Annotated in this window: 20 protein-coding genes; 10 read left to right on the plus strand and 10 right to left on the minus strand. The window is 42.3% G+C overall.

The features are described from left to right. Positions 1 to 14: 14 nt before the first annotated feature. From mnmE to rpmH, 5 genes are all read right to left on the minus strand, one after another. Complete coding sequence (gene mnmE / locus NFR90_RS06045) at positions 15 to 1,406, minus strand: tRNA uridine-5-carboxymethylaminomethyl(34) synthesis GTPase MnmE (protein ID WP_251451453.1); 1,392 nt, start codon at positions 1,404 to 1,406, stop codon at positions 15 to 17. Positions 1,407 to 1,973: 567 nt separating this feature from the next. Then, positions 1,974 to 3,671, minus strand: coding sequence for a membrane protein insertase YidC (gene yidC, locus NFR90_RS06050; protein WP_160336110.1), 1,698 nt, complete (start codon positions 3,669 to 3,671; stop codon positions 1,974 to 1,976). After that, positions 3,661 to 3,975 (minus strand): membrane protein insertion efficiency factor YidD, encoded by a 315-nt coding sequence (gene yidD / locus NFR90_RS06055; protein WP_160336109.1) that lies wholly within the window; start codon positions 3,973 to 3,975, stop codon positions 3,661 to 3,663. The genes yidC and yidD overlap by 11 nt, the downstream gene beginning before the upstream one ends. After that, entirely contained in the window at positions 3,968 to 4,414 is a 447-nt protein-coding gene (locus NFR90_RS06060) for a ribonuclease P protein component (RefSeq protein ID WP_160336108.1), read from the minus strand. The genes yidD and NFR90_RS06060 overlap by 8 nt, the downstream gene beginning before the upstream one ends. 41 nt (positions 4,415 to 4,455) lie before the next feature. Further along, complete coding sequence (gene rpmH, locus NFR90_RS06065) at positions 4,456 to 4,596, minus strand: 50S ribosomal protein L34 (protein WP_008810341.1); 141 nt, start codon at positions 4,594 to 4,596, stop codon at positions 4,456 to 4,458. A gap of 271 nt (positions 4,597 to 4,867) precedes the next feature. On the opposite strand from rpmH, the gene dnaA reads away from it, so the two are divergent. The 8 genes from dnaA to NFR90_RS06105 all read left to right on the plus strand — a co-directional run bounded on the left by dnaA (position 4,868) and on the right by NFR90_RS06105 (position 14,462). Beyond that, complete coding sequence (dnaA, locus tag NFR90_RS06070) at positions 4,868 to 6,229, plus strand: chromosomal replication initiator protein DnaA (RefSeq protein WP_251451454.1); 1,362 nt, start codon at positions 4,868 to 4,870, stop codon at positions 6,227 to 6,229. Positions 6,230 to 6,240: 11 nt separating this feature from the next. Further along, on the plus strand, positions 6,241 to 7,446 hold the full coding sequence (gene dnaN, locus NFR90_RS06075) for a DNA polymerase III subunit beta (protein ID WP_251451456.1): 1,206 nt from the start codon (positions 6,241 to 6,243) through the stop codon (positions 7,444 to 7,446). 33 nt (positions 7,447 to 7,479) lie between these two features. Beyond that, positions 7,480 to 9,993, plus strand: a complete 2,514-nt coding sequence (gene gyrB, locus NFR90_RS06080) for a DNA topoisomerase (ATP-hydrolyzing) subunit B (protein WP_251451458.1) — start codon at positions 7,480 to 7,482, stop codon at positions 9,991 to 9,993. Positions 9,994 to 10,736: 743 nt separating this feature from the next. Further along, the gene (locus NFR90_RS06085) at positions 10,737 to 11,438 is read left to right on the plus strand and encodes a BON domain-containing protein (protein WP_160336105.1); all 702 of its coding nucleotides are present in this window, start codon (positions 10,737 to 10,739) and stop codon (positions 11,436 to 11,438) included. Positions 11,439 to 11,501: 63 nt separating this feature from the next. Beyond that, positions 11,502 to 12,254, plus strand: a complete 753-nt coding sequence (locus NFR90_RS06090) for an ABC transporter permease (RefSeq protein ID WP_237178813.1) — start codon at positions 11,502 to 11,504, stop codon at positions 12,252 to 12,254. Further along, the gene (locus NFR90_RS06095) at positions 12,248 to 12,982 is read left to right on the plus strand and encodes an ABC transporter ATP-binding protein (protein WP_251451460.1); all 735 of its coding nucleotides are present in this window, start codon (positions 12,248 to 12,250) and stop codon (positions 12,980 to 12,982) included. The genes NFR90_RS06090 and NFR90_RS06095 overlap by 7 nt, the downstream gene beginning before the upstream one ends. Before the next feature lie 20 nt (positions 12,983 to 13,002). Next, entirely contained in the window at positions 13,003 to 13,938 is a 936-nt protein-coding gene (locus tag NFR90_RS06100; RefSeq protein ID WP_251451462.1) for an ABC transporter substrate-binding protein, read from the plus strand. Beyond that, positions 13,938 to 14,462: a hypothetical protein gene (locus NFR90_RS06105; RefSeq protein WP_251451464.1), complete on the plus strand. Its 525-nt coding sequence runs from the start codon at positions 13,938 to 13,940 to the stop codon at positions 14,460 to 14,462. Before NFR90_RS06100 ends, NFR90_RS06105 begins: the two co-directional genes overlap by 1 nt. On the opposite strand, the gene lipA is transcribed toward NFR90_RS06105, so the two are convergent. The 5 genes from lipA to NFR90_RS06130 are packed head-to-tail and all read right to left on the minus strand — an operon-like array spanning position 14,433 to position 18,367. Further along, the gene (lipA, locus tag NFR90_RS06110) at positions 14,433 to 15,383 is read right to left on the minus strand and encodes a lipoyl synthase (RefSeq protein WP_160336102.1); all 951 of its coding nucleotides are present in this window, start codon (positions 15,381 to 15,383) and stop codon (positions 14,433 to 14,435) included. The two genes, NFR90_RS06105 and lipA, sit on opposite strands and share 30 nt — an antisense overlap. A 2-nt stretch (positions 15,384 to 15,385) precedes the next feature. Further along, complete coding sequence (gene menA, locus NFR90_RS06115) at positions 15,386 to 16,348, minus strand: 1,4-dihydroxy-2-naphthoate octaprenyltransferase (RefSeq protein ID WP_160336101.1); 963 nt, start codon at positions 16,346 to 16,348, stop codon at positions 15,386 to 15,388. Continuing rightward, positions 16,348 to 16,923: a lipoyl(octanoyl) transferase LipB gene (gene lipB / locus NFR90_RS06120; protein WP_202074620.1), complete on the minus strand. Its 576-nt coding sequence runs from the start codon at positions 16,921 to 16,923 to the stop codon at positions 16,348 to 16,350. The genes menA and lipB overlap by 1 nt, the downstream gene beginning before the upstream one ends. Before the next feature lie 54 nt (positions 16,924 to 16,977). Then, complete coding sequence (locus NFR90_RS06125; protein WP_160336099.1) at positions 16,978 to 17,274, minus strand: HP0495 family protein; 297 nt, start codon at positions 17,272 to 17,274, stop codon at positions 16,978 to 16,980. Next, positions 17,267 to 18,367, minus strand: coding sequence for a hypothetical protein (locus tag NFR90_RS06130; RefSeq protein WP_160336098.1), 1,101 nt, complete (start codon positions 18,365 to 18,367; stop codon positions 17,267 to 17,269). Before NFR90_RS06130 ends, NFR90_RS06125 begins: the two co-directional genes overlap by 8 nt. Before the next feature lie 123 nt (positions 18,368 to 18,490). Between NFR90_RS06130 and NFR90_RS06135 the strand changes: the two genes are divergently transcribed. Together NFR90_RS06135 and NFR90_RS06140 are read left to right on the plus strand one after the other, a co-directional pair. Further along, positions 18,491 to 19,273 (plus strand): biotin--[acetyl-CoA-carboxylase] ligase, encoded by a 783-nt coding sequence (locus NFR90_RS06135; protein WP_160336097.1) that lies wholly within the window; start codon positions 18,491 to 18,493, stop codon positions 19,271 to 19,273. Continuing rightward, complete coding sequence (locus NFR90_RS06140; protein ID WP_160336096.1) at positions 19,270 to 20,061, plus strand: type III pantothenate kinase; 792 nt, start codon at positions 19,270 to 19,272, stop codon at positions 20,059 to 20,061. Before NFR90_RS06135 ends, NFR90_RS06140 begins: the two co-directional genes overlap by 4 nt. Positions 20,062 to 20,340 lie beyond the last annotated feature (279 nt).

Raw genomic sequence — 20,340 nt, forward strand, 5'->3', positions numbered from 1 at the left:
TCACGTGGAACAAACTATTTACCGATACAAAATCCGCTAAAAATCTTACCTAGCAGATCATCTGAAGTTGTCTTACCGATAATCTCTCCCAGATTATCCGAACTCTCTCTAAGCTCTTCTGCAAACAACTCTAATTGTGGATTATTGGATTTTATAAAATCTGAAGCTTGATTTAGATGTAAGGAGGCTGCTTTTAAAAGGTTTAAGTGTCTCTCTCTTGCACTATAGACAGAATAGTTATCTGTGACTCCAGATAATTTAACAAGCGCATTTTTGAGTTCCTGTAATCCTGCACCCGTGACAGCAGAGGTTGAGATAACTGTTTCACGTGAAACAATGGAAATAGAATGCTGCGAACTGTCTAATAGATCGGATTTATTGAAAACGCGAATAACAGGAACATCTTCTTTTTTTATAGTGTGTAACAAGTCATCCAGTTTTTTATGATCCTCGTCATTAAGCGACGTTACATCCAATATCTGCAGAACAATATCAGCATTGGAAATTTCCTGCTTACTTCTCTCGATACCGATCTTCTCAATTGCATCATTAGTTTCTCGAATACCGGCTGTATCAACAAAATGAAAGAGAACTCCGGAGATATTAATCGAAGTTTTAATTCGATCCCGTGTAGTGCCTGCAATATCGGAAACGATTGCAACTTCTTCTCCGGCTAGCGCGTTTAATAAGCTAGATTTCCCCACATTTGCTTCGCCAATTATCGCAACTCTTAAACCATCCCTAATAATTTCCCCTTGTTTTGCATTTTTTATAATATCTTCAAGATGTTTTTTTATTGATTCAATTTTGTCTCTGGAACCGTACTGATTAATGAAATCAATTTCTTCCTCAGGAAAGTCAAGCATCGCCTCAACTTCAACTCTGAGGTTAATAAGCTCATCATTTAGCTTGCTAATTTCCTTAGAGAAGTCTCCTCTCAGTGAACGAGAGGCGGCTTTGACTGACTGCAGTGTTGAAGCTTCTATGAGATCCGCGGTGGCTTCAGCCTGAATTAAATCAATTTTTCCATTTAAAAAAGCCCGCTCTGTAAACTCACCCGGATTCGCGAGTCTCAGACCTAAATCTGAGAAACGATCTAGAAGTTCGTTCTGAATAAACTCTAATGAAGCCCTACCGCCATGTACTTGAATTTCAAGTACAGATTCGCCGGTATAAGAAAATGGTGCTGCAAAGAAAATGACAATGCCTCTGTCAATAATTTCGCCATCTTTATCGTGAATCGGAAGTAAGTATGCATACCTGCTTTCCAGCTTCTTACCGGAGAACAGCTTTGAGGAAATTTCCGTCACACTTTTCTGAGGTCCGGAGAGTCTCAATATTCCGATACCCGCATTACCGTTCCCTGTAGCTATTGCTATGATAGGGGTCGATTTGGAATCTGACATTCACAACCTTTTATATGAGTTTGAAGAACAATAAGAACGAAGCCGAAAAACTGCTCGGCTCGGTTCTCGCTGTGCTCTTTGCAGTGCCGATATCTGCTTATCTTGGCAGCATGTTTGGAGATACTTACAATGCTAGAGTAACGGTTTACCTATGTATCCTTAGTTGGACCATACTAGGTTCCGTCGTCCTGTTTATTCTCACGAGCAAAAGTAAGACCGCTTCAGCAAAAAGTATATTTCTGTGGATTATAAGCGTTTGGGTTTGGCCCCTTCCTCTCATCGGATACTTGATACGGAGAAAAGCATAGTAAGATGGACCGATGGTTCTTCAAAGACTGGATAAGAATCTTATCGCCAGAGAATATTAGATCAGAGCAGCGAAAGTCCATCTTGTAAACGAGATTCAGATTAAGTAGTAAACCTTGGCGAACTAGGTTAGAAAAGCTGTTATTCCGTCGGAGAAATAGAACCGATGAAAATGACTTCGCTGTCTCAATGATTATTTTTACTACCCAGAAAAAAAGGGCCCCTGATTAAACAGAGACCCTAAGCTATGAAATCTATAAATTAGTTGGTTTGCTTCTTAATTCGATCCGCGGCAATCTGCTTGTTGACAAGGTATTGCTGAACAATCGAAAGAATATTGTTCACCAGCCAGTAGAGCACAAGACCGGAAGCAAAGAAGATGAACATGATGCCGAAGACAAACGGCATGATAGCCATCATTTTTGCCTGAACAGGATCAGGAGGAGTCGGATTAAGCTTGAACTGAATGACCATTGTAATGATCATCAGAATAGGAAGAATGAACCAAGGATCAGGAGCCGCAAGGTCGGTCACCCAGAAAATCCAAGGAGCATCTCTTAACTCGACTGAAGCCAGAAGCACCCAGTAAAGAGCGAGAAAAACCGGCAGCTGGAGCAGGATAGGAAGACAACCGCCAACAGGGTTAATCTTCTCAGTCTTGTACATCTCCATCATCGCCATATTGAGACGCTGTTTATCATCTCCGTATTTTTCCTTAAGGGCCTTCATTCTCGGACCAAGATCTTTCATCTTCGCCATAGAGCGATATCCAGCAAGTGAAAGCGGATAAAGCACAGCTTTAACAATACAGGTCAGTAAAACGATCGCCCAGCCCCAATTCCCAACAATTCCGTGAAGGAAAGAAAGAAGCCAGTAGATCGGTTTAGCAAGGAAAGTCAGCCATCCGTAGTCAACTACCAGAGAAAGTCCCGGCGCAATTGCATCAAGTCTTGTCTGATCCTGAGGACCGGAGTACAGAACAGCGTCCATTGTCTTAGAACTGCCGCTGGGAATGGTGTTGATCTGCTCAATAGAGCCGATGGCGTAGAGTTTATCTCCGACTTTTCTTGTGTAGTTTTCGCGTTCAACTCCGGGAGTAGGAACCCAGGCGGAAACAAAGTAATGCTGAATCATAGCGATCCAACCGTTGTCTGCCTTAGCTTGGAAATCTCTGTCCCCGTCAGCGATATCGCTAAACGACACTTTCTGAAATTTTTCCTTATCTGTGTAGACTGCAGCACCAGTATAAGAGTTAACCATGGCGCCTTCACCTTCAGGCTTATCGCCGTCACGAGTGAGCTGGAAATAAATAGAAGGTGTAATGTCATTACCGGTGTTGTTAACGACCTCATGACTTACTTTAATGCCATAGTGACCGCGTTCAAAGGTATAAGCCTTAATGACTTTAACTCCGCCGGATTCGCCTTCAAATTTAACAGTAAGGGAGTCCTGACCATCTGCAAGCTTCAGCGGACCGGGAACAAGTTTAAATGCAGTCTTATGTGTAGGGTAAGGACCGCCGATCAATCCTGTCTGAGCAAGATAAGTGCGTCCTTTTTCCTGAGTGAAAAGGACAACATCTTTCGGAGCCTCGGGTTTATTGCCAAGAACCATGCCGACAAGGCCGGTATCAGTCCAAGGAGTAGTCTGTTTTTCTTTCCTCAGTTCAGAGCCGACAATAACCGCTCCTGTAGGATCGATAGACAGGTTTAAAAGATCCGTCTCAATATGAACTAAATCAGCTTTGGGAGCAGCAGCAGTTTCTGTAGGAAGTGCTGATGCTGTACTGGCCTGCGGTGTATCCGCTGAGCCCTGTGGAGCTGAGACGTTTTGAGTCTGTTGAGTTTCGGGTCCGAATAACGGCGGTTTTCCGTTGTAGACTTCCCAACGGTCATAAAGCATAAAAGCCGATAAACCGAAAAGAATCCATAGGAGGGCGCGTTGAATATCACTTCCCATGATTTGTGTTCTCTAATTTGGATTGAAAAATATAGTTTGATGAAGCGCTATTGCAGTCGCTGTTTTTGCACCAGCATCTCCAACGAAATTTCTCAGGAACTTCATCAATTCCACTCCCGCCAAAAGGCTGGCACCGCAGTAAACGAAACAACGTCAGCCAGCACCCTTTCACAGCACCGAATCTTTCAATCGAGGTGTATGAGTAGTGGGAGCAGGTAGGAAGAAATCTGCAGTTATGACCGACTATTGGTGAAAAAATAAGTTGGTAGCAACGGATTAATGTAAGAAGAAACAGCTTAATCACCAGTCTTCTCCATCCGTAAGGAAACTAATTTTTCAACAAGTTGTTCGAGCAAAATTCGGCAGTCTTCCCTCATTTCTTGTTTAAGTGAATCCCGGTAAGGGGTGCGAAATAAAGTAGACGGAAGCGGCGCTTTCAGACGAAAGACCACTCTCACACTGAAAGCTGAGTGCTCGTCCTCTACAGACAAACTGAGAGAGGAGCATCGAATTTCCTCTCTCAATATGCGTTTGATCAGATTTCTATCTACAGAACGCTTTGCAAAGCGTTTACCGACAGTTAACCCAACCAGGAATTTTGGTTCTTCATCGATAAGCTTTGCCTTAACTTCGAACCATTTTCCATGGAAGCGGACCAAACCCGAACCTCGTGCTCTGATAACCTCTAAAAAATCTTTAGATTTGATAATTCGAACACTTTTTGGAAAGGACTGAGTCAGCACTCCACAATCCATCTTATTACTTCGCGAGCCTCTCTAAATTATTAGAGAGCTAAAACGTGACGGCCTTTACGACGACGAGCAGCAAGGACCTTGCGGCCACCGCGAGTACGGCTGCGGACGAGGAATCCGTGTGTGCGTGCACGTTTAACCTTAGAGGGCTGATAAGTACGTTTTGTTGCCATTTTTATTCCTTTTAAAGAGGCCGCGGCTGACGGCACTAAAACTAAAAGTGATCACCTGATGCGGTCAACGAACAGGCAATTTTGATAAACCACATATTAGACTTCATTTGCAGTTAACTTGTCAAATAGAAAGAGAAATATTTTGTAATTACTTTCATTTACAGCCTTCCCACGGCACCTCTCCAAAGAAGAATCAGAAGACTACATAAGGTACAATCATTGTTTGGATTTTTGATAGAAGCAGAATTGTCTGCATAAGAAATTAGATTAAATGCGAGAAGTTTGGGAATTAACTTTAGCTTCCTTGAGAGACAGCTACCCCACCGAGGTCTTCGAACCTTGGTTTGGAAGATTAGAGTACGTCGAAAAAGATGACCCTAATGAACTTGTACTGTGCGCTCCGTCTTTCATTCATTTAAAACAGCTGAAGTCTCAGTATCAGAGCGAAATCCAGAAAAAGGTGGATGAGATTGCCGGTCGACCGGTTCAACTAACCTTTATTGTTAAGGATCCTAACGAAGGAGCTGCTCGTGCGCAGTCTTCACAGGAATCGGAAAGTCATTCTGATGAACATACTGATATTAATCTTCTTGCTAGAAAATCCGGTCTTCATGACGGACTGACATTTGAGACATTTGTTACCGGTAATGCAAATCGTGTTGCAAGAAGCAGCGCTGAATTAGTTGCGCAGTTTCCGGGAGAAAAGTACAACCCGTTTTTTATCTATGGGGCTGTCGGTCTGGGAAAAACTCACTTAATGCATTCAGTCGGCAGAAAACTATTGGAAAACAATCCGCATCTAAAACTGCTTTGTATTTCCGCCGAACGTTTCATTAATGAGGTTGTTGATCTTTCCAGCGGCGGTCGTTTATCCGACGAAAAGATTAAGAAGTTCGATAATAAGTATCGGAATCTGGATGCGCTGCTGATCGATGACGTTCAGTTCCTATGCAAACGAGGCGGAACGCAGCAAAGACTTTTCAGTATCTTTGAAGCTCTCCTTCCGAAGAATAAGCAAATTATTCTTACCTGCGATACCTATGCCCGACAGCTTTCCGACTTTGATGAAAGGCTAATCTCGAGACTTGGAGCAGGGCTGTCGGTTTCTATAGAACCTGCAGAATTTGAACTTAGGGCCGCGATTTTGTTGGAGAAGGCAAGACAGCAGGATGTCCATCTTCCTTTAGAGGTGGCTTATCTTATTGCCAATCGATTGAATACGAATGTCAGAGAGTTGGAAGGAGCACTAAAAAACGTCATCATGCGCGCAACTGTTTTCAATCGACCGATCACAGAGGAGCTTGCTAAAGAAGCTTTGCAAGGTATCAGCGGAACGGGACGAATTTCTATAGAGAACATTCAGCAAACCACTGCTGAACACTTCAATATCAAGATTGCTGACATGCATTCAAAAAGCCGAGTCGCAAATGTGGCATATGCCCGCCAGATCGCGATGTACCTGGCTAAGGAGCTGACTCAAAAAAGTCTGATTGATATTGGAAACGCTTTTGGCGGAAGAGATCACACGACAGTGCTTTACGCTGTGAAAAAAATTACTAAAGAGCGTGCTCAGAAACAAGAACTGAACCACACTCTTCATTTAATAGAACAAGCATTAAAGAATTGGAATTAACGGGAGCCACGATGGAAAATAATCTGGAAAACGACCTTACCGAAGCAACAGGAACCGCAGGGACGGAAACTATGTTTGCGGAACCAGCTGAAGCTGCTCCCGGCACTCCTGTACTCTTCATTAACGGAAGCAAAGAGAATATCTTTAAACCTATTCAGAACGTAAGCGGTGTTGTCCAGAAGAAGCAGCCGCTTCCGATTCTCTCCAATATCTTGCTGGCTCAGGAAAATGAGAATGTCACATTTACAGCAACAGATCTGGACATTCAAATCAGAACAAGCTCTGCAATCGGTACGCCTAACTGCAGAGTTTCAACGACAATATCATCCAGAAAACTGAATGATATTCTTGCTTCTCTGGTTGATAACAGTGAGGTTTCTTTTACAAAGAAAGGAGAGCACGTACTTCTGACTTCAGGAAGGAGCCGCTTTGAACTGCAGACTCTTCCGGCAGAAGATTTTCCGTCAATGAAGGAAGTGAAGCTGGAAAAGGCGTTTTCTATGCCTTGTTCCCGCTTTAAATATCTCCTAAGCATGGTCTCCTTTGCATGTGCCGTCAACAACGTTCGTTATTTCCTTAACGGGGTTTATATTTGCTCCGAAGGTACATCCGTACGGGCTGTTGCAACAGACGGACATCGTCTCGCTCTTTGTGATGTCGATGCTGATCAGGCTTCCGAGAAGAAACTTGACTCAATTATTCCGAGAAAGACTGTTAAGGAACTAACTCGTTTAGTTCCCGATTCCGAAGACGAAATCACTGTCTACATGGCGGAAAAACAAATCAAATTTACATTTGCCGGTGTTGAAATTCTTTCCAAACTTGTTGAAGGAAGGTATCCGGATTACCAAAAGGTCATTCCGGTCGACAACGATAAAGAATTCAAAGTATCCAGACAGGAACTTCTTTCTTCTCTTCAGAGAGTATCCATTCTCACCGCAGATAAACTCAAAGGCGTCCGTTGGAATCTTTCGTCCGGCGTTATCAATGTCGCTGCGACAAATGCCGATATGGAAGAAGCGGAAGACGAGCTTGAAGTCGAATATCAGGGCGACAGCATTGAAATCGGTTTCAATGTGACCTATCTGATCGAAGTGCTGAATGCTCTGAAAAACGAAACAGTCAGAGTATCTCTCGGTGGTCCGCTTAGCTCTGCATTGATCCGCATGCCCGACAGCGAAAAATTCAAATTTGTCGTCATGCCAATGAAGATTTAACGGGCTGATAGCTCCAATTTGGAATACAAAAGAATGAGTGAAACACAAGATGTCAAGCTGTCAGCTGAAGACAGCTATGGTGAAGACGCTATTCAAGTCCTCGAAGGACTGGAAGCTGTAAGAAAAAGACCCGGTATGTATATTGGAGACACCTCTGACGGTACCGGTCTCCACCATTTAGTTTTTGAGGTCGTTGATAACTCTATTGACGAAGCTCTTGCCGGCTACGCGGATCACATTAATGTCACGATCAACCGCGATAACTCTATCTCCGTTGTTGACAACGGTCGCGGAATTCCTACTGACATAAAGATGAACGATAAGCATGAGCCTAAGAGAAGCGCTGCAGAGATCGCACTGACCGAGCTCCATGCCGGCGGAAAATTCAACCAGAACAGCTACAAAGTTTCAGGCGGCCTCCATGGCGTAGGTGTTTCCTGCGTCAACGCTTTGTCCTCCTGGTTAAAACTTATCGTCAGACGCGACGGAGTAGAACACTACCTTAACTTTGAAAAAGGCGTCCTGATTGACCGCTTAATCGACAAAGTTAATACGCCGAACGGCGTTGTTGAAGTCTCCCCGATGCACGTATCCGGTCAGACTGATAGAAGAGGCACGGAAGTTCAGTTCCTTCCGGACGCCGAGATTTTCGGAAATGTAGACTTCCATTATGAAGTTCTTTCCTCAAGATTGAGAGAACTCTCCTTCTTGAATAACGGCGTGAAGATTCACCTTGCCGACCTTAGAAAAGGGAAAGACGAAGTATTCCAGTTTGTCGGAGGCGTGAGCGGCTTCGTAGCCTACATTAACCGCGACAAGACAAAAATCCATGACAACTGTTTTTATACCAACAAAACAGTTCAGGTATCTCCAACTGAAAACATAGCTGTCGAAGTCGCTATGCAATGGACCGACGGATACAGCGAGAATTTCAGTGCCTACACCAACAATATTCCTCAAAAAGACGGCGGTACTCATGTCAACGGTCTGCGCAATGCTATGACCGCTGTACTGAAGCGGTATATTGAAGAAAACGAGTTAGCCAAGAAAGACAAAATTGATTTGGTTGGTGAGGATATTCGAGAGGGCATGACATGCGTTCTTTCGCTGAAGATGCCTGAACCTAAATTCAGTTCTCAGACTAAGGACAAACTGGTTTCATCAGAAGCGAGAGGTGCTGTAGAGCAGGTTGTCAGAGACAGTCTCGATGCCTATCTGCAGGAAAATCCTAAAGACGCGAAGATCATCTGCACAAAGATTATTGACGCGGCCAGAGCTCGTGAAGCTGCAAGAAAGGCTAGAGAGACAACTCGGCGCAAAGGTTTGCTCGGTTCTGCAGGTCTTCCCGGAAAGTTAGCAGATTGCTCCAACAGAGATCGTTCCCTCTGTGAAGTGTTCCTGGTGGAGGGAGACTCCGCCGGCGGATCTGCTAAGAGCGGCAGAGATAGAAACTACCAAGCTATTCTTCCTTTACGAGGCAAGGTTCTAAACGTTGAAAAAGCCCGCATTGAAAAAATGCTCTCCAGTGAACAGATCGCAACTCTGATTGCAGCCTTAGGAACTGGAATTGGCGAAGAGTTCAATTTAGACAAACTTCGTTATGACCGCGTGATCATCATGACTGATGCTGACGTGGACGGAGCTCACATTCGTACGCTTCTTCTGACTCTCTTTTATAGACAAATGCCTAAGCTTATTGAAGGCGGTCATGTTTACATTGCTCAGCCTCCGCTCTATAAGGTTGTCTATTCAGATAACAAAGAACGCTACATTAAAGACGAAAAAGAGCTTTACAAGCTTCTTGTTGAACAGGGAACCAAAGACACAAGACTCTATGTTTCAAAAGAAGCTTTTGAAAAGGACGAGGCGGTATCTGGAGAGCAGCTTCAAAGTTACCTCATGTCATACAACGATGCCCATAACGTCATCAATAGGTTCTCTCGTTTTGTGGACTCAAGCGTTTTAACTGCCATCGCTGCAGGCGCTGAGATAAGTCTGTCTGATGAGGAGGACGCACGCAAGTCTGTTGAATCGATTATTGAGAAGCTCACCGATCCGGATGTGGTTGTTGAACATCAGATAGTAGAGAATGTTCCGACAATTATCGTGAAGCGAACGAAGTACGGTAATGTAATTGAGACAAAGATTACTCCATCTTTCGTTGAAACACCGGACTACTTAACACTTCAAAGTACGTCAACAATATTCAAGAACCTTCTTCATCCGGGTGCCTGTCTTCTTAATCAGAAGAGAGGAAAAGAGACGATACAGCCGATCTCTAATTTTAGTGAGGTCATCGAATTTGTTCTAAAAGCCGGCAAGGCGACTGTTAAGAAAATGCAGCGCTACAAAGGGCTTGGAGAAATGAAAGACGTAGAGCTTGAAGAAACCACCATGGATCCTGCAAAACGTCGTCTTCTGAAGGTTGGTGTTGAAGATGCGGTCGCTGCAGATATGGTCTTTACAAAGCTCATGGGAGACGAGGTTGAGCCAAGACGGCAGTTCATTAAGGACAATGCACTTCTTGCAAGCAACATTGACACCTAGACTTTCTTAACTCAGAAAAGGACGGCTTTTTGGCCGTCCTTTTCTTTTAATCAGTGTCAACAGTTATAAATTAATTAGAGCTTGGTGCAGAAGGTTAAGTTTTTTCCTTACTTTTACCTTACCGGCACCAGCTGAAATGTAGACAAAAAGAGATATTTTGATCACTTTCTAATGTGTACAACTATGTTTATAAATGTTGAATAAACTGTGCAGTTATGCTTTGTGCCCAAATTATCAATATCTTCTCAACACTAATAAACGACAAATCACAGAGAAATCAACAATCTTTAAACATTATAACTTATTGTTTATATAGATAATAATATAGTTATCAACAAATTTTAAATCACTTCTAATATTAATACTCTTAATTAATTTTTATAAATTAATTAGTTATAGATACGTTAATAACTAGAAATAACTTTTCCTTTTTTAAAAAAAATCACTACCAAAGAACAAACCTATTTATCAACAGAACTAATACTACTTATTGTATTAATTACTATAAGGAGTATTAATTAATGCTTCTGTAAAAAATGTTAATAACTATATTATTCTTTTTATTATCAATAAGTTAGTTTACTAATAAGTTGTTTAAAACTTTAGTAATTCTATGTTAGTATCAGTGGAAAATTTGGATTAAATTGAACTTATATCCAGTTGTTCACAAGATATTAGTTAATTGTTAACATTTTCTAGTGAATAACTGTCTTATTTCTGGGATTATCAGCTGAGTTTTGATTATGAGTAAAAAATTACTATTAGTATCTGCAGCCTTTAGCGTCGCTGTATTGACAGGTTGTGCGCCTGTTCTCATTGGATCAGCTGCTATGACCGGTGCATCCGTAGCGGCAGACAGAAGAAGTGCCGGGGCGGTTGCAAATGATGGGCTTATTGAGACGAAATCAGCGCTTCATCTTTCACAAACGAATTTTTCCTCAAGTCATATCACTACGACCTCTTACGAAGGAAACGTATTATTGAGCGGGGAAGTCGGCACGGAAGATGATAAAGAGAAGGCGGCTCAGATTGTTAAATCTATCAATGAAGTAAATACGGTTTACAACGAATTGGCTGTTATGCCCAATTCTTCCTTCACGAGCAGAATGAGTGACTCAATCACCGCAAGTAAAATTCGTGCGGCGTTGTTGGACAATAAACAGGTGACTCTGACTTCTCTGAAGGTTGTAGTTGAACGGGGAGTTGCTTACCTGATTGGTGCGGTAACGCAGCAGGAAGCGGAAATTATCGGGAAGATTGCTTCTAAAGTCCAAGGTGTGACACGTGTTGTCTGTCTCTTTACAATTCTTACTCCGGAAGAGCTTGAAAAAAGAAAGCTGATTACTAATGACGGCTCATCCACCGTTGAGAGCGGAAGTGGATTGGAAAGCGATAGTAGTTCATCATATTCCACTGGTGCACAATCGACTCCTATCAATATGTAATTTATAATTGATAATCATTATCGATTTTATTTATAATCTTCCAAGATTAGTCTTGGAGGCCGATTGCGTAAACTTATAAATCTTATTGCCGTGCCTATGCTTATTGTTATTGCATGGGCATTTTTATCTTCGTCGGGCATATTCAGCGAATTTCTTCTTCCGACACCGGCAAAAGTATTCAAGAGTTTTTTGGAACTCTGTGAAAGCGGTGAGCTTTCACGGCATATTCTGGCGAGTTCCGGAAGGGTTTTTGGCGGCTTTTTTATGGCAGTTATAGTCGCCCTGCCACTTGCTTATTTTTTTTACCACTCTCCGGAAGCTGAAGCCAGATCGAAGCTGACTCTTGAAGCATTAAGATTTATTCCACCTTTATCACTTATTCCGCTTCTTATTCTCTGGTTAGGAATCGGTGAACCGGCTAAGCTGGCGATTGTGTTTCTTGCAAGCTTTTTCCCTATTTACCTGAACGTTTTTTCAGGTTTTAAACAGATCAACAGTGCATATGATGAGCTCTCTCAAACGCTCCGACTGACGAAACTTGAAAAATTTAGACACATTGAATTTCCTGCTTCGCTTCCTAACATATTCACAGGTCTTCGTCTTGGTTTTGGATATTCCTGGCGTGCATTAGTTGGTGCTGAGCTTATCGCAGCAACTTCGGGGCTGGGATATTTGATTGGAGATGCTAGTGAAATGTCGAGAACAGACAGAGTTTTTGTCGGAATCCTCTGTATTGCGGTGTTAGGCATTGCTGGCGATCAATTATTTCAATTTATCGGAAAGCGCTGTACACCCTGGGCGAGGAATAAATGGTAGCCGGAGTTTCCTTAGTTGATGTCTCGAAGACTTTTTTGGACGGTAAAAGAGCTGTTAGCCCTCTAAAGGATCTTTCTTTAACAGTTCAGCCGGGAAAGTTAACAACCGTACTTGGAAAAAGCGGCTGCGGAAAAACCACACTGCTGAAAGTTATTTGCGGATTAGAAAAAATTGACTCAGGAAAGATCCAATTCTTCAGAGATGACGGATCCGCTTTCGAAGATCCTAAAATTTCTTTAGTTTTTCAGGATCCGAGATTACTTCCTTGGAAGTCAGTCCGTGAAAACTTAGAGCTTGCCATTAGAACTCTGCCTGCAGCCGAACAGGAGAAAAGAGTAAATGAAGTGCTGGAATTGGTTCAGCTTTCCGGAACGGCAGATTTATACCCGGCTCAGCTTTCCGGAGGTATGGCTCAGCGTATCGGCTTAGCTCGTGGGATTATTTCAAGACCTGATCTTTTGCTTTTGGATGAACCTTTTGGAGCTCTTGACTTTATGACAAGGAGCAAGCTCCAGATGGATTTTTCAAAAATCCAAACAGAACTGGAAACAACAATGCTCTTAATCACGCATGACATTAATGAAGCCGTTCTTTTAAGCGATGATATTGCATTCATGCGTGACGGTAAAATAGCCGAATCCCTGGATATCAATTTACCTAAACCAAGAAGATACGGAGATACTAATTTATCTCAATATCAGAAACAGCTTTTTAATTTCTTTATATAAACAACGGAGTAAATATTCAAATGAAACTTAAGTTAGTCGCGATTTTGGCAGGGATGTCCTTGATGACATCGGTTTTCGCCGCACCCAAAGAGATCAACATCGCCTATGTTAAAGCACCTTTTAATCTTCAAAATATGGTTATGAAACATAACCAAATGTTGGAGAAGGAGTTTGCAAAAGACGGTATCCAGATCAAATGGCATGACATTACATCCGGTGCCAAACAGACACAGGCCATGGCTGCCGGCTCACTCGACGCCAGCGCGACAATGAACACGGCATCTTTACTGATGGCAAACGCAGCAGGAAATCCTGTGAAGATTGCAACCGGTGTTGCCCATCCGACCAGTCTCTTCGCTGTTGTCGGTAAACCCGGTCCTCAGATGAAAATCGAAGACCTGAAAGGTAAAACAGTTGTCGGACCTAAGGGTACAGTTCTTCATCAGACATTAGTAGCAGCTTTGGATAGCAAAGGAATGAGCCAGAAAGATGTGAATTTCATCAATATGGATATTCCTAAAGGCATGACTGCAATGATGGCCGGTAAGGTTGATGCAGCTCTTGTTGCCGCCAGCGGAATTATTAAGGCTAATGAGGGTGGTGCTAAAACAATTACGACTGCTGAAGGTCTTGTCCAGCCGAATTTAGTTTTCACTGTCAGCGGCAAGTTTGCACAGGAGAATCCCGAAATCGTTCAGCGTTTAGTTAAGGTTAATCGCGAAGCGCTCAAATGGATCAATGAGAACAAGAAAGAGGCACTTGAGATTGGTGCCAAGGAACACGGTATTACGCTCTCTGATGCAGAGAAACTCGCTGAAGGAAGCCATTACTATGACGTGCTGACTCAGAAAGATATCGACGAATTGGATAAAGATCAGAAGTTCCTGAAGGCGAACGGAATGATTGAGAAAGAAGTCAATGTTAAAGATCTCATTCTTCCTTCGGCTGTTAAATAATGATTAAAGATACGATTTCCGTGTATGACGATGCGGTTCTCCTGGAGATTCCGTTCAGTGCCTGTGTCCTCTATCACGGTCGGGACAGCATTGGAGGTTTGTCCTTAGGTTTTCGAATGCTTCAATGGGCTCTAAAAGAGCTTTGCGGAGAAAGAATTCCTGAGAGAAAAGAAATCTCCTTTAAGACTGCGTTTCCAGGTCCTGGGCTAAGAGACGCTGTAGAAATGGTCACAAGAGCCGTCACAAGAAAAACTTATGACGTGCTCGATACCTTTCCCACAGAAGCACCTGAAGGTGTTTACGGCCGTATGTATTTCGAAGTTTCTGTCGGAGAAAAGCAAATTTGCTTTTATTTAAAGCCGGGTGTTATTCCTGAAAAATTTGTTTTGACAGGCAGAGAAATTAAGAAGGGCTCTCCTTCAGAGATCCAGAAACAAGAATGGAGACAGCTGAAGGACGCCCTTTCTGATGCGGTTTGGTCCATTGACGATATGTCAAGTGTTTTTGTTATCGTCAAAAAGTAGGTCATGCTGCTCATAAGCATTGTAGCTTGAGCGCACAAAGGGTCCGCTTAGACAGCTGAGAAAGCCGAGTTCTTTGGCTTTCTCAGCATATTTTTTAAATTGATCCGGGTGAACGTATCTTTTGACAGGGATGTGATGTTTACTTGGACGAAGATATTGGCCGATGGTAAGCATGGTGACATTATTTCGGCGCAGATCCTCCATTACCTCATAAATTTCTTCATCCTTCTCACCGAGGCCAACCATTAATCCGCTTTTTGTCAGACATGTTTGTGAACACTTACTCCATTCATTCAGTAATTTGAGAGAATGTTCATAATTACCGCCGGGTCTTGCTTCTTTATATAGCCTGGGTACGGTTTCTATATTGTGATTGAATACGTCAGGAGAGGCATGCTGAAGGTTTTCAAGCGCCTTATCTAATCTTCCTCTAAAGTCCGGGACAAGAATCTCGACTTTGACACCGTCAATTTTGTGAATTTCATTGACACAGTTCGCGAAATGCTCCGCTCCGCCGTCTTTGATATCGTCCCTATCAACACTTGTAATAACCACATACTTCAACCCAAGTTTTCTGGCTGCCTCAGCAACTTTTTTCGGCTCATCAGGGTCAAGAGGTTTCGGATAGCCGTGTGCAATATCACAAAAGGGGCATCTTCTTGTACAAATACTTCCCATGATTAAGAAGGTTGCCCTTCTATGGTGGAAGCACTCAGAGATGTTTGGACAGGCAGCCTGTTCGCAAACTGTTGCCAGTCCTCCGTTTTTCAAAATTTCTTTTGTTCCTGCGAACGCACCGTTTTTTATCGGAATTTTTATCTTTAACCATTCCGGCTTCTGTAATTTTTCAGCAGACGCAAACTCTTGGTATTTTTTTATTTTTAATTCTTCTCTCTGGGGATTATGAAGTTTGTTATTCATGTCTAAAAAGGAGAATTAAAGATTGATGCGTTTAAGATTTCAGGAGGCCAACTCAAGAAGGCGACTGCTATAGCTCCGAGCGTCAGAAGAAAGCCGAAGAGAAGCTCGAGTTTAATTGTTTTGAGCATTACCTCTGTAATTCTTTCCTGAGGATATTTTTTAAGATACTGGGGAAGCATGCTTGCCCGTGGAAGCACTAAAAGAACAAAGAGGAAAGGCCAGCAGTTGTGATTGAGTGGGACAAGCCAACCGATAAATACAAAGGGAAGAAAAATCATAAACATATAGAGAGCTTCTGAAACTTTTCTTCCACAGACAGCAACGAGGGTATGGCGTCCCACAGATTTGTCGTGATCAAGATCTCTGTAGTTGTTCACAAATAGTACTGCGGCTCCAAGAAGACCCAAGCTGAGACCCGGCACAAGCACAATGATGTTAAATGAGTGCGTTTGCAGCCAATAGCTTCCTCCTACGGCAAAAAGACCGTAAAAAAGAAGAACTAAAAATTCACCAAGACACGTATAAGCAATGGGTTTAGGGCCTCCCATATAGCAATATCCGCAAATGATGGAGAGGATTGCGATCAGAGCGATAGGAATACCGCCGATGATGACCAGCAGTATCCCGAAGAGGGCACAAAGCAAAATAGTAAAGCTGATAGCCTTCTTTGCAGAAGACATAGAAATCCAGCCTTCGGATGTAGCTCTGGGCAATCCCACTCTTGTTCCGTTTTCAGCCTTTCGGACGTTATATGCGTAGTCATTGACCATGTTAGACATAGCCTGGATGAGAATAGCTCCGAACAAGGTGAATAAAAAGGTCCAAAAATTAAACTTTCCGTTTAACGCAAGTGCAAAAGAAGATCCGACAAGGACAGGCGTAGCCGCAATCCAAAAAGTGCTGGGTCTCATGAAAGCGAGCCAGGCAGATAGGCTGTGGGGTGTAATTTCTTTTTTATTATTCATTAGGCAAAATACTCCTCAATTTTTTCTGTAAGTTTCTCCTCAGCTTCGTCGATAGTGATCAGAGGAGCATAGTGACTCAAGTTTACAGCCCTAAGACCTTGGTAGCCGCAAGGATCAATGTCTTTAAAGGGAGAAAGATCAGCATTTATGTTGATGGCGAATCCGTGATACGTGCAGTCATTGGTGATTTTTAAGCCAATCGATGCAACTTTAGCAAGATTTGCAAATTGTCCGAAGCCGCCGAGCAAAGGCAGATAAATACCAGGCGCGCCTTCGACTAGAGATGCATCAACTCCATATGAACAGCAGAACTCGAGAAGCATCTGCTGAATTATCGACAGATAAGCCTTTGGGTAAAGTTTCCTATTGCGAAGATTAACCAGTGGATAACATACAATCTGCCCCGGACCGTGGTAGGTAATTTTCCCGCCACGGTCAGTTTTCACAATTGGAATATTTTTTAAATCCGAACTAAGCAAAGGACAGGTAGTTCCGACTGTATATGTAGGGGCATGTTCACAAAACCAGATTTCATCCTCTGTTTCAGAATTCCTCTGTCTTGTGAAGTGCAGCATTTTTTCGAAAACAGATTGGTACGGCTGCAGACCTAGATGTCTTATTTTCACCGGTTATAGAACAAAACGAACCTTGTTGTGCGCAGTGATTTCTTTGTACAGATTATCGAGCATGTCTTGAGAAGTCGCATTAATCAAAACTCCGAGGGAAAGATAATTTCCTTTTGCGGAAGCTTTCATTTCGACTTCTGCAGCGTCGAAAGACGGGCAATGTTTTTGTATGATACTCACGATTTCCTGTGCGAATTCATCGGTTCTCTCGCCGACAATTTTCATAGGAAATTCACAAGGAAACTGCAATAGAGCAGCAGGCAGTTCTTCCGTATTTTCGTTCTTAATTTCTTCAGCCATTTCTTTTTTTAAACACCTTTTGAAAAGTATTAAAAATCAACGGGAGGAAGGATTTATCTACTCCCACATCTGAGCCGGGATAGACCGAAAAACTTTTTACGACCTTTCCAGCTTGAAGGATATTAACCTTTCCTACCGCTTCTGTTGCTTGAACTGGTGCCTTAATGAGTTCTTTTCTTTCTATGATGATCTCAATCGGTTCTTTTTTATTTTGTTTTATTTGCTCTTTTGACAGAGTGACAAAGATGTCAGAGGGCGTAATGACATCGACAGAATTTTTTATTCCCCCGGCAACCGGGATGCTGGAAAATTTATGTCCGGAAGGAAAAATTTTTGCTGTTTCAAAGTCGTTGACCGCATGCAGCAGTGCTCGAGATATTTGGTTAACTGAGGTACTTGGCTCTTCTTGAAAATTGATAACCGCAACTCTTCGAATGTTTTCAGGGTATTCAGAATTTTTTACGAATGAAATAGCCAAGCTTTGCTTTTTATTCCTTTCCCTCAATATTACGGTTTCGGAATTTCCCGAACGAACGGTCTGGATTTGCGAAGGGAGTTCCTGATCCTGGAGAAGAACGGTTGAATCAAAGAAAGAAATTCCGATATCTTGGAGGCCGTTAATAAGTTCCGTTAGGGCAACAAAAAAGCCATTCTCGGAGAATGCAATTTGATTTAAGGCTGGATTTTCTTTTTTGTCTGAGGTGTTAATGAGCTGCAGCCCAAGGATCGCTGCTTCGTCTGATTGAAGAAGAAGCATGGAGGCAATAAGCTCTTTTAAGGTGATACTTTCTCCTTGCTGAAAGAAAACTGGAGTATTTTTATCCAAGTTAGAGAAAATTGAGGGATCAACCTTGAAGGCTTTCTGAATGTCCAGTTCTTTTCGCTGAATTTTTTTTAACAGCTTAGAAGCAATATATATTTTTTGAGGAATTGAGCCGCTGATGCTTTTGACTGTGTAGGCATCTTTGCTCTCGATGATCTGTCTGCTGTTTAAGTCGTACGAAATAGCAATGTCTGAGGGCGAGCTAAAACTAGTACCTATGAAAAAAAAAGAAGCCGCTAAAGTAAAAATATTTTTTTTCCCAGAGGTCATATGAATGCAGAATCTCTCATAAACAATTGGAGTCGGCAGCAAGTGATTGAGTTTGTCGATTAAACTCTCCCAATTGATCGTTATGCTACGACATAATGAAACAATATACCTATAGTTTTAGAAATGAAAAAGTATTTAGACATCTCTCGGTGCGAAAGATTGTTAGCACCCGTTAGATTTGAGTTTCTCCCGGAAATTGATTCAACGAATGAATACTTAAAAAGGGAGGTAAAACAATCTAACAGTGTTTCGGATACTTTGGTGTGTGCAGAGCGGCAAGTTAAGGGAAAAGGCACACGAGGCAGAGTATGGTATGACTCTCCGCAATGCTGCTTAAAATTTTCATATAGAAAACAATTGCCGACTAATTTTTCTAAGTTTGCGGTAATTAGTCCTTGGGTAGCTCTAAATTTTTGTCAATATCTGCATTCAGTTGGATTTCAAACGGTAGGGGCAAAGTGGCCGAATGATCTGCTGATTAACGGCGGAAAGCTATCGGGAATGCTATTCGAAATAGTTTCAAAAGGGGAGGTATCCTATTTGATCGCAGGTATTGGGGTAAACCTTTTTTTCGATCCTAACCTAACTGAGATTAGCGGGCGAAATATCGCCTTTTTGTATGAGAAATTTACTCCCTCTATAGATGAAAGAACTGATATTCTTATTGAATTAGGAAGAGTTCTTATCGATTCTCTCGATAATATCCCGGAATCGTTCACAGATGAGGACAAGATGAGCTGGTCTGCTTGTGATGTCTTTTATCAGAAAAAGGTCAAAATCATACAAGATGGAAAAGTTGTGGACGAAGGGTGTGAAATGGGAATAGATAAGGAAGGCCGTTTGATGGTTCAAACATCTGAGGGGCTGAAGTCGATAAACATAGGCGAACTATCGGTGACTTTATGAAAAGGATAGTTGTTGATATTGGAAATACAGCCCTTAAATGGGATTACATATATGAAGTCCCACATCCAAGAGCGTTTGTGCACAGCTCGGAAACGACTTTAAATCCTGACGTTATTCGGAGTTGGGAAGAAGAAGATGTCACCGAGATATTAGGAACATATGTCTGCAGGCCTGAATTGAAAGATCAAATTGAATCTTTTATGGAAGGGAGAGGCGGCAAATGTACTTGGTTACGGACAGAAGCTGAATTCAAAGGCCCTTTTTATCTTTTAAACAGCTATGAATACCCGGAACGACTGGGTGCAGATCGCTGGTATGGCGCAGTTGGAGCAATTGCGCTTAATCCTCAAAAATCCATAGTATTAGTGCAGTTTGGTACAGCAACGACTGTCGATATGATTCGATACGAAGGCGGGAAAAATTACGTATTCGAAGGAGGAATGATTCTTCCGGGACTTAATCTTATGTATACAGCGTTGGAACGTAAGATTCCGGCAATCGCCGTTCCGAGAGGAGCTGCCAGAGATTTTCCAAAAAATACTTCAGACGCGATCAATACCGGAATTGTTGATGCTCAGCTTGGCCCTGTTTATTTTGCAATTCAACGGCTTAAAAAAACTGCTATGTCAAACGACATTGAAGTAATTTTAACGGGCGGGGCAGCCTCAATTCTTGAAAAAAGTGCGTTGGGACGGCTTCCGTGTTTTACTTTATGCCATAACATCGTTCTTACCGGAATTAAACTTAGAGCAGAGCAGGCGACTTGCAATAATTTAAAAAGCATGTAAAATGCACGCCTCATTGAACAACGCCAAGCGCTGTTCGAGATGCAGAAACAAATTTTTACATTGAATTTTCCTGTTTCAGTTGACAAGAATTTTCAGTTCTGTAAAATAGCAATTCTGCGCTTGAGAAATCAAGCAAGTTCTTTAAAAATTTATCGACGACCGATAAGAGCGGGCGCTGAAGGTTTAAGCGGGTTTAGAAGACTGAATTCGCGAAGAAATTTTTAGCTCGCACTTATTGGAAGAAGGAGTAGAAATACTCCGTCAAACACCAAGAGAGTG

It is taken from the genome of Parasutterella muris, from assembly GCF_943193095.1.
GTDB classification, from domain to species: domain Bacteria; phylum Pseudomonadota; class Gammaproteobacteria; order Burkholderiales; family Burkholderiaceae_F; genus Parasutterella; species Parasutterella muris.

Bases quoted from the DNA above. Each gene is read 5' to 3' on its own strand.
- gyrB (WP_251451458.1), top strand. From the start codon at position 7,480: ATGAGTGAAACACAAGATGTCAAGCTGTCAGCTGAAGACAGCTATGGT.
- rpmH (WP_008810341.1), bottom strand. From the start codon at position 4,596: ATGGCAACAAAACGTACTTATCAGCCCTCTAAGGTTAAACGTGCACGC.
- NFR90_RS06130 (WP_160336098.1), bottom strand. From the start codon at position 18,367: ATGACCTCTGGGAAAAAAAATATTTTTACTTTAGCGGCTTCTTTTTTT.
- menA (WP_160336101.1), bottom strand. From the start codon at position 16,348: ATGAATAATAAAAAAGAAATTACACCCCACAGCCTATCTGCCTGGCTC.
- NFR90_RS06135 (WP_160336097.1), top strand. From the start codon at position 18,491: ATGAAAAAGTATTTAGACATCTCTCGGTGCGAAAGATTGTTAGCACCC.
- lipA (WP_160336102.1), bottom strand. From the start codon at position 15,383: ATGAATAACAAACTTCATAATCCCCAGAGAGAAGAATTAAAAATAAAA.
- mnmE (WP_251451453.1), bottom strand. From the start codon at position 1,406: ATGTCAGATTCCAAATCGACCCCTATCATAGCAATAGCTACAGGGAAC.
- yidC (WP_160336110.1), bottom strand. From the start codon at position 3,671: ATGGGAAGTGATATTCAACGCGCCCTCCTATGGATTCTTTTCGGTTTA.
- NFR90_RS06085 (WP_160336105.1), top strand. From the start codon at position 10,737: ATGAGTAAAAAATTACTATTAGTATCTGCAGCCTTTAGCGTCGCTGTA.
- NFR90_RS06105 (WP_251451464.1), top strand. From the start codon at position 13,938: ATGATTAAAGATACGATTTCCGTGTATGACGATGCGGTTCTCCTGGAG.
- dnaN (WP_251451456.1), top strand. From the start codon at position 6,241: ATGGAAAATAATCTGGAAAACGACCTTACCGAAGCAACAGGAACCGCA.
- lipB (WP_202074620.1), bottom strand. From the start codon at position 16,923: ATGCTGCACTTCACAAGACAGAGGAATTCTGAAACAGAGGATGAAATC.
- NFR90_RS06095 (WP_251451460.1), top strand. From the start codon at position 12,248: ATGGTAGCCGGAGTTTCCTTAGTTGATGTCTCGAAGACTTTTTTGGAC.
- dnaA (WP_251451454.1), top strand. From the start codon at position 4,868: ATGCGAGAAGTTTGGGAATTAACTTTAGCTTCCTTGAGAGACAGCTAC.
- NFR90_RS06100 (WP_251451462.1), top strand. From the start codon at position 13,003: ATGAAACTTAAGTTAGTCGCGATTTTGGCAGGGATGTCCTTGATGACA.
- NFR90_RS06140 (WP_160336096.1), top strand. From the start codon at position 19,270: ATGAAAAGGATAGTTGTTGATATTGGAAATACAGCCCTTAAATGGGAT.
- NFR90_RS06125 (WP_160336099.1), bottom strand. From the start codon at position 17,274: ATGGCTGAAGAAATTAAGAACGAAAATACGGAAGAACTGCCTGCTGCT.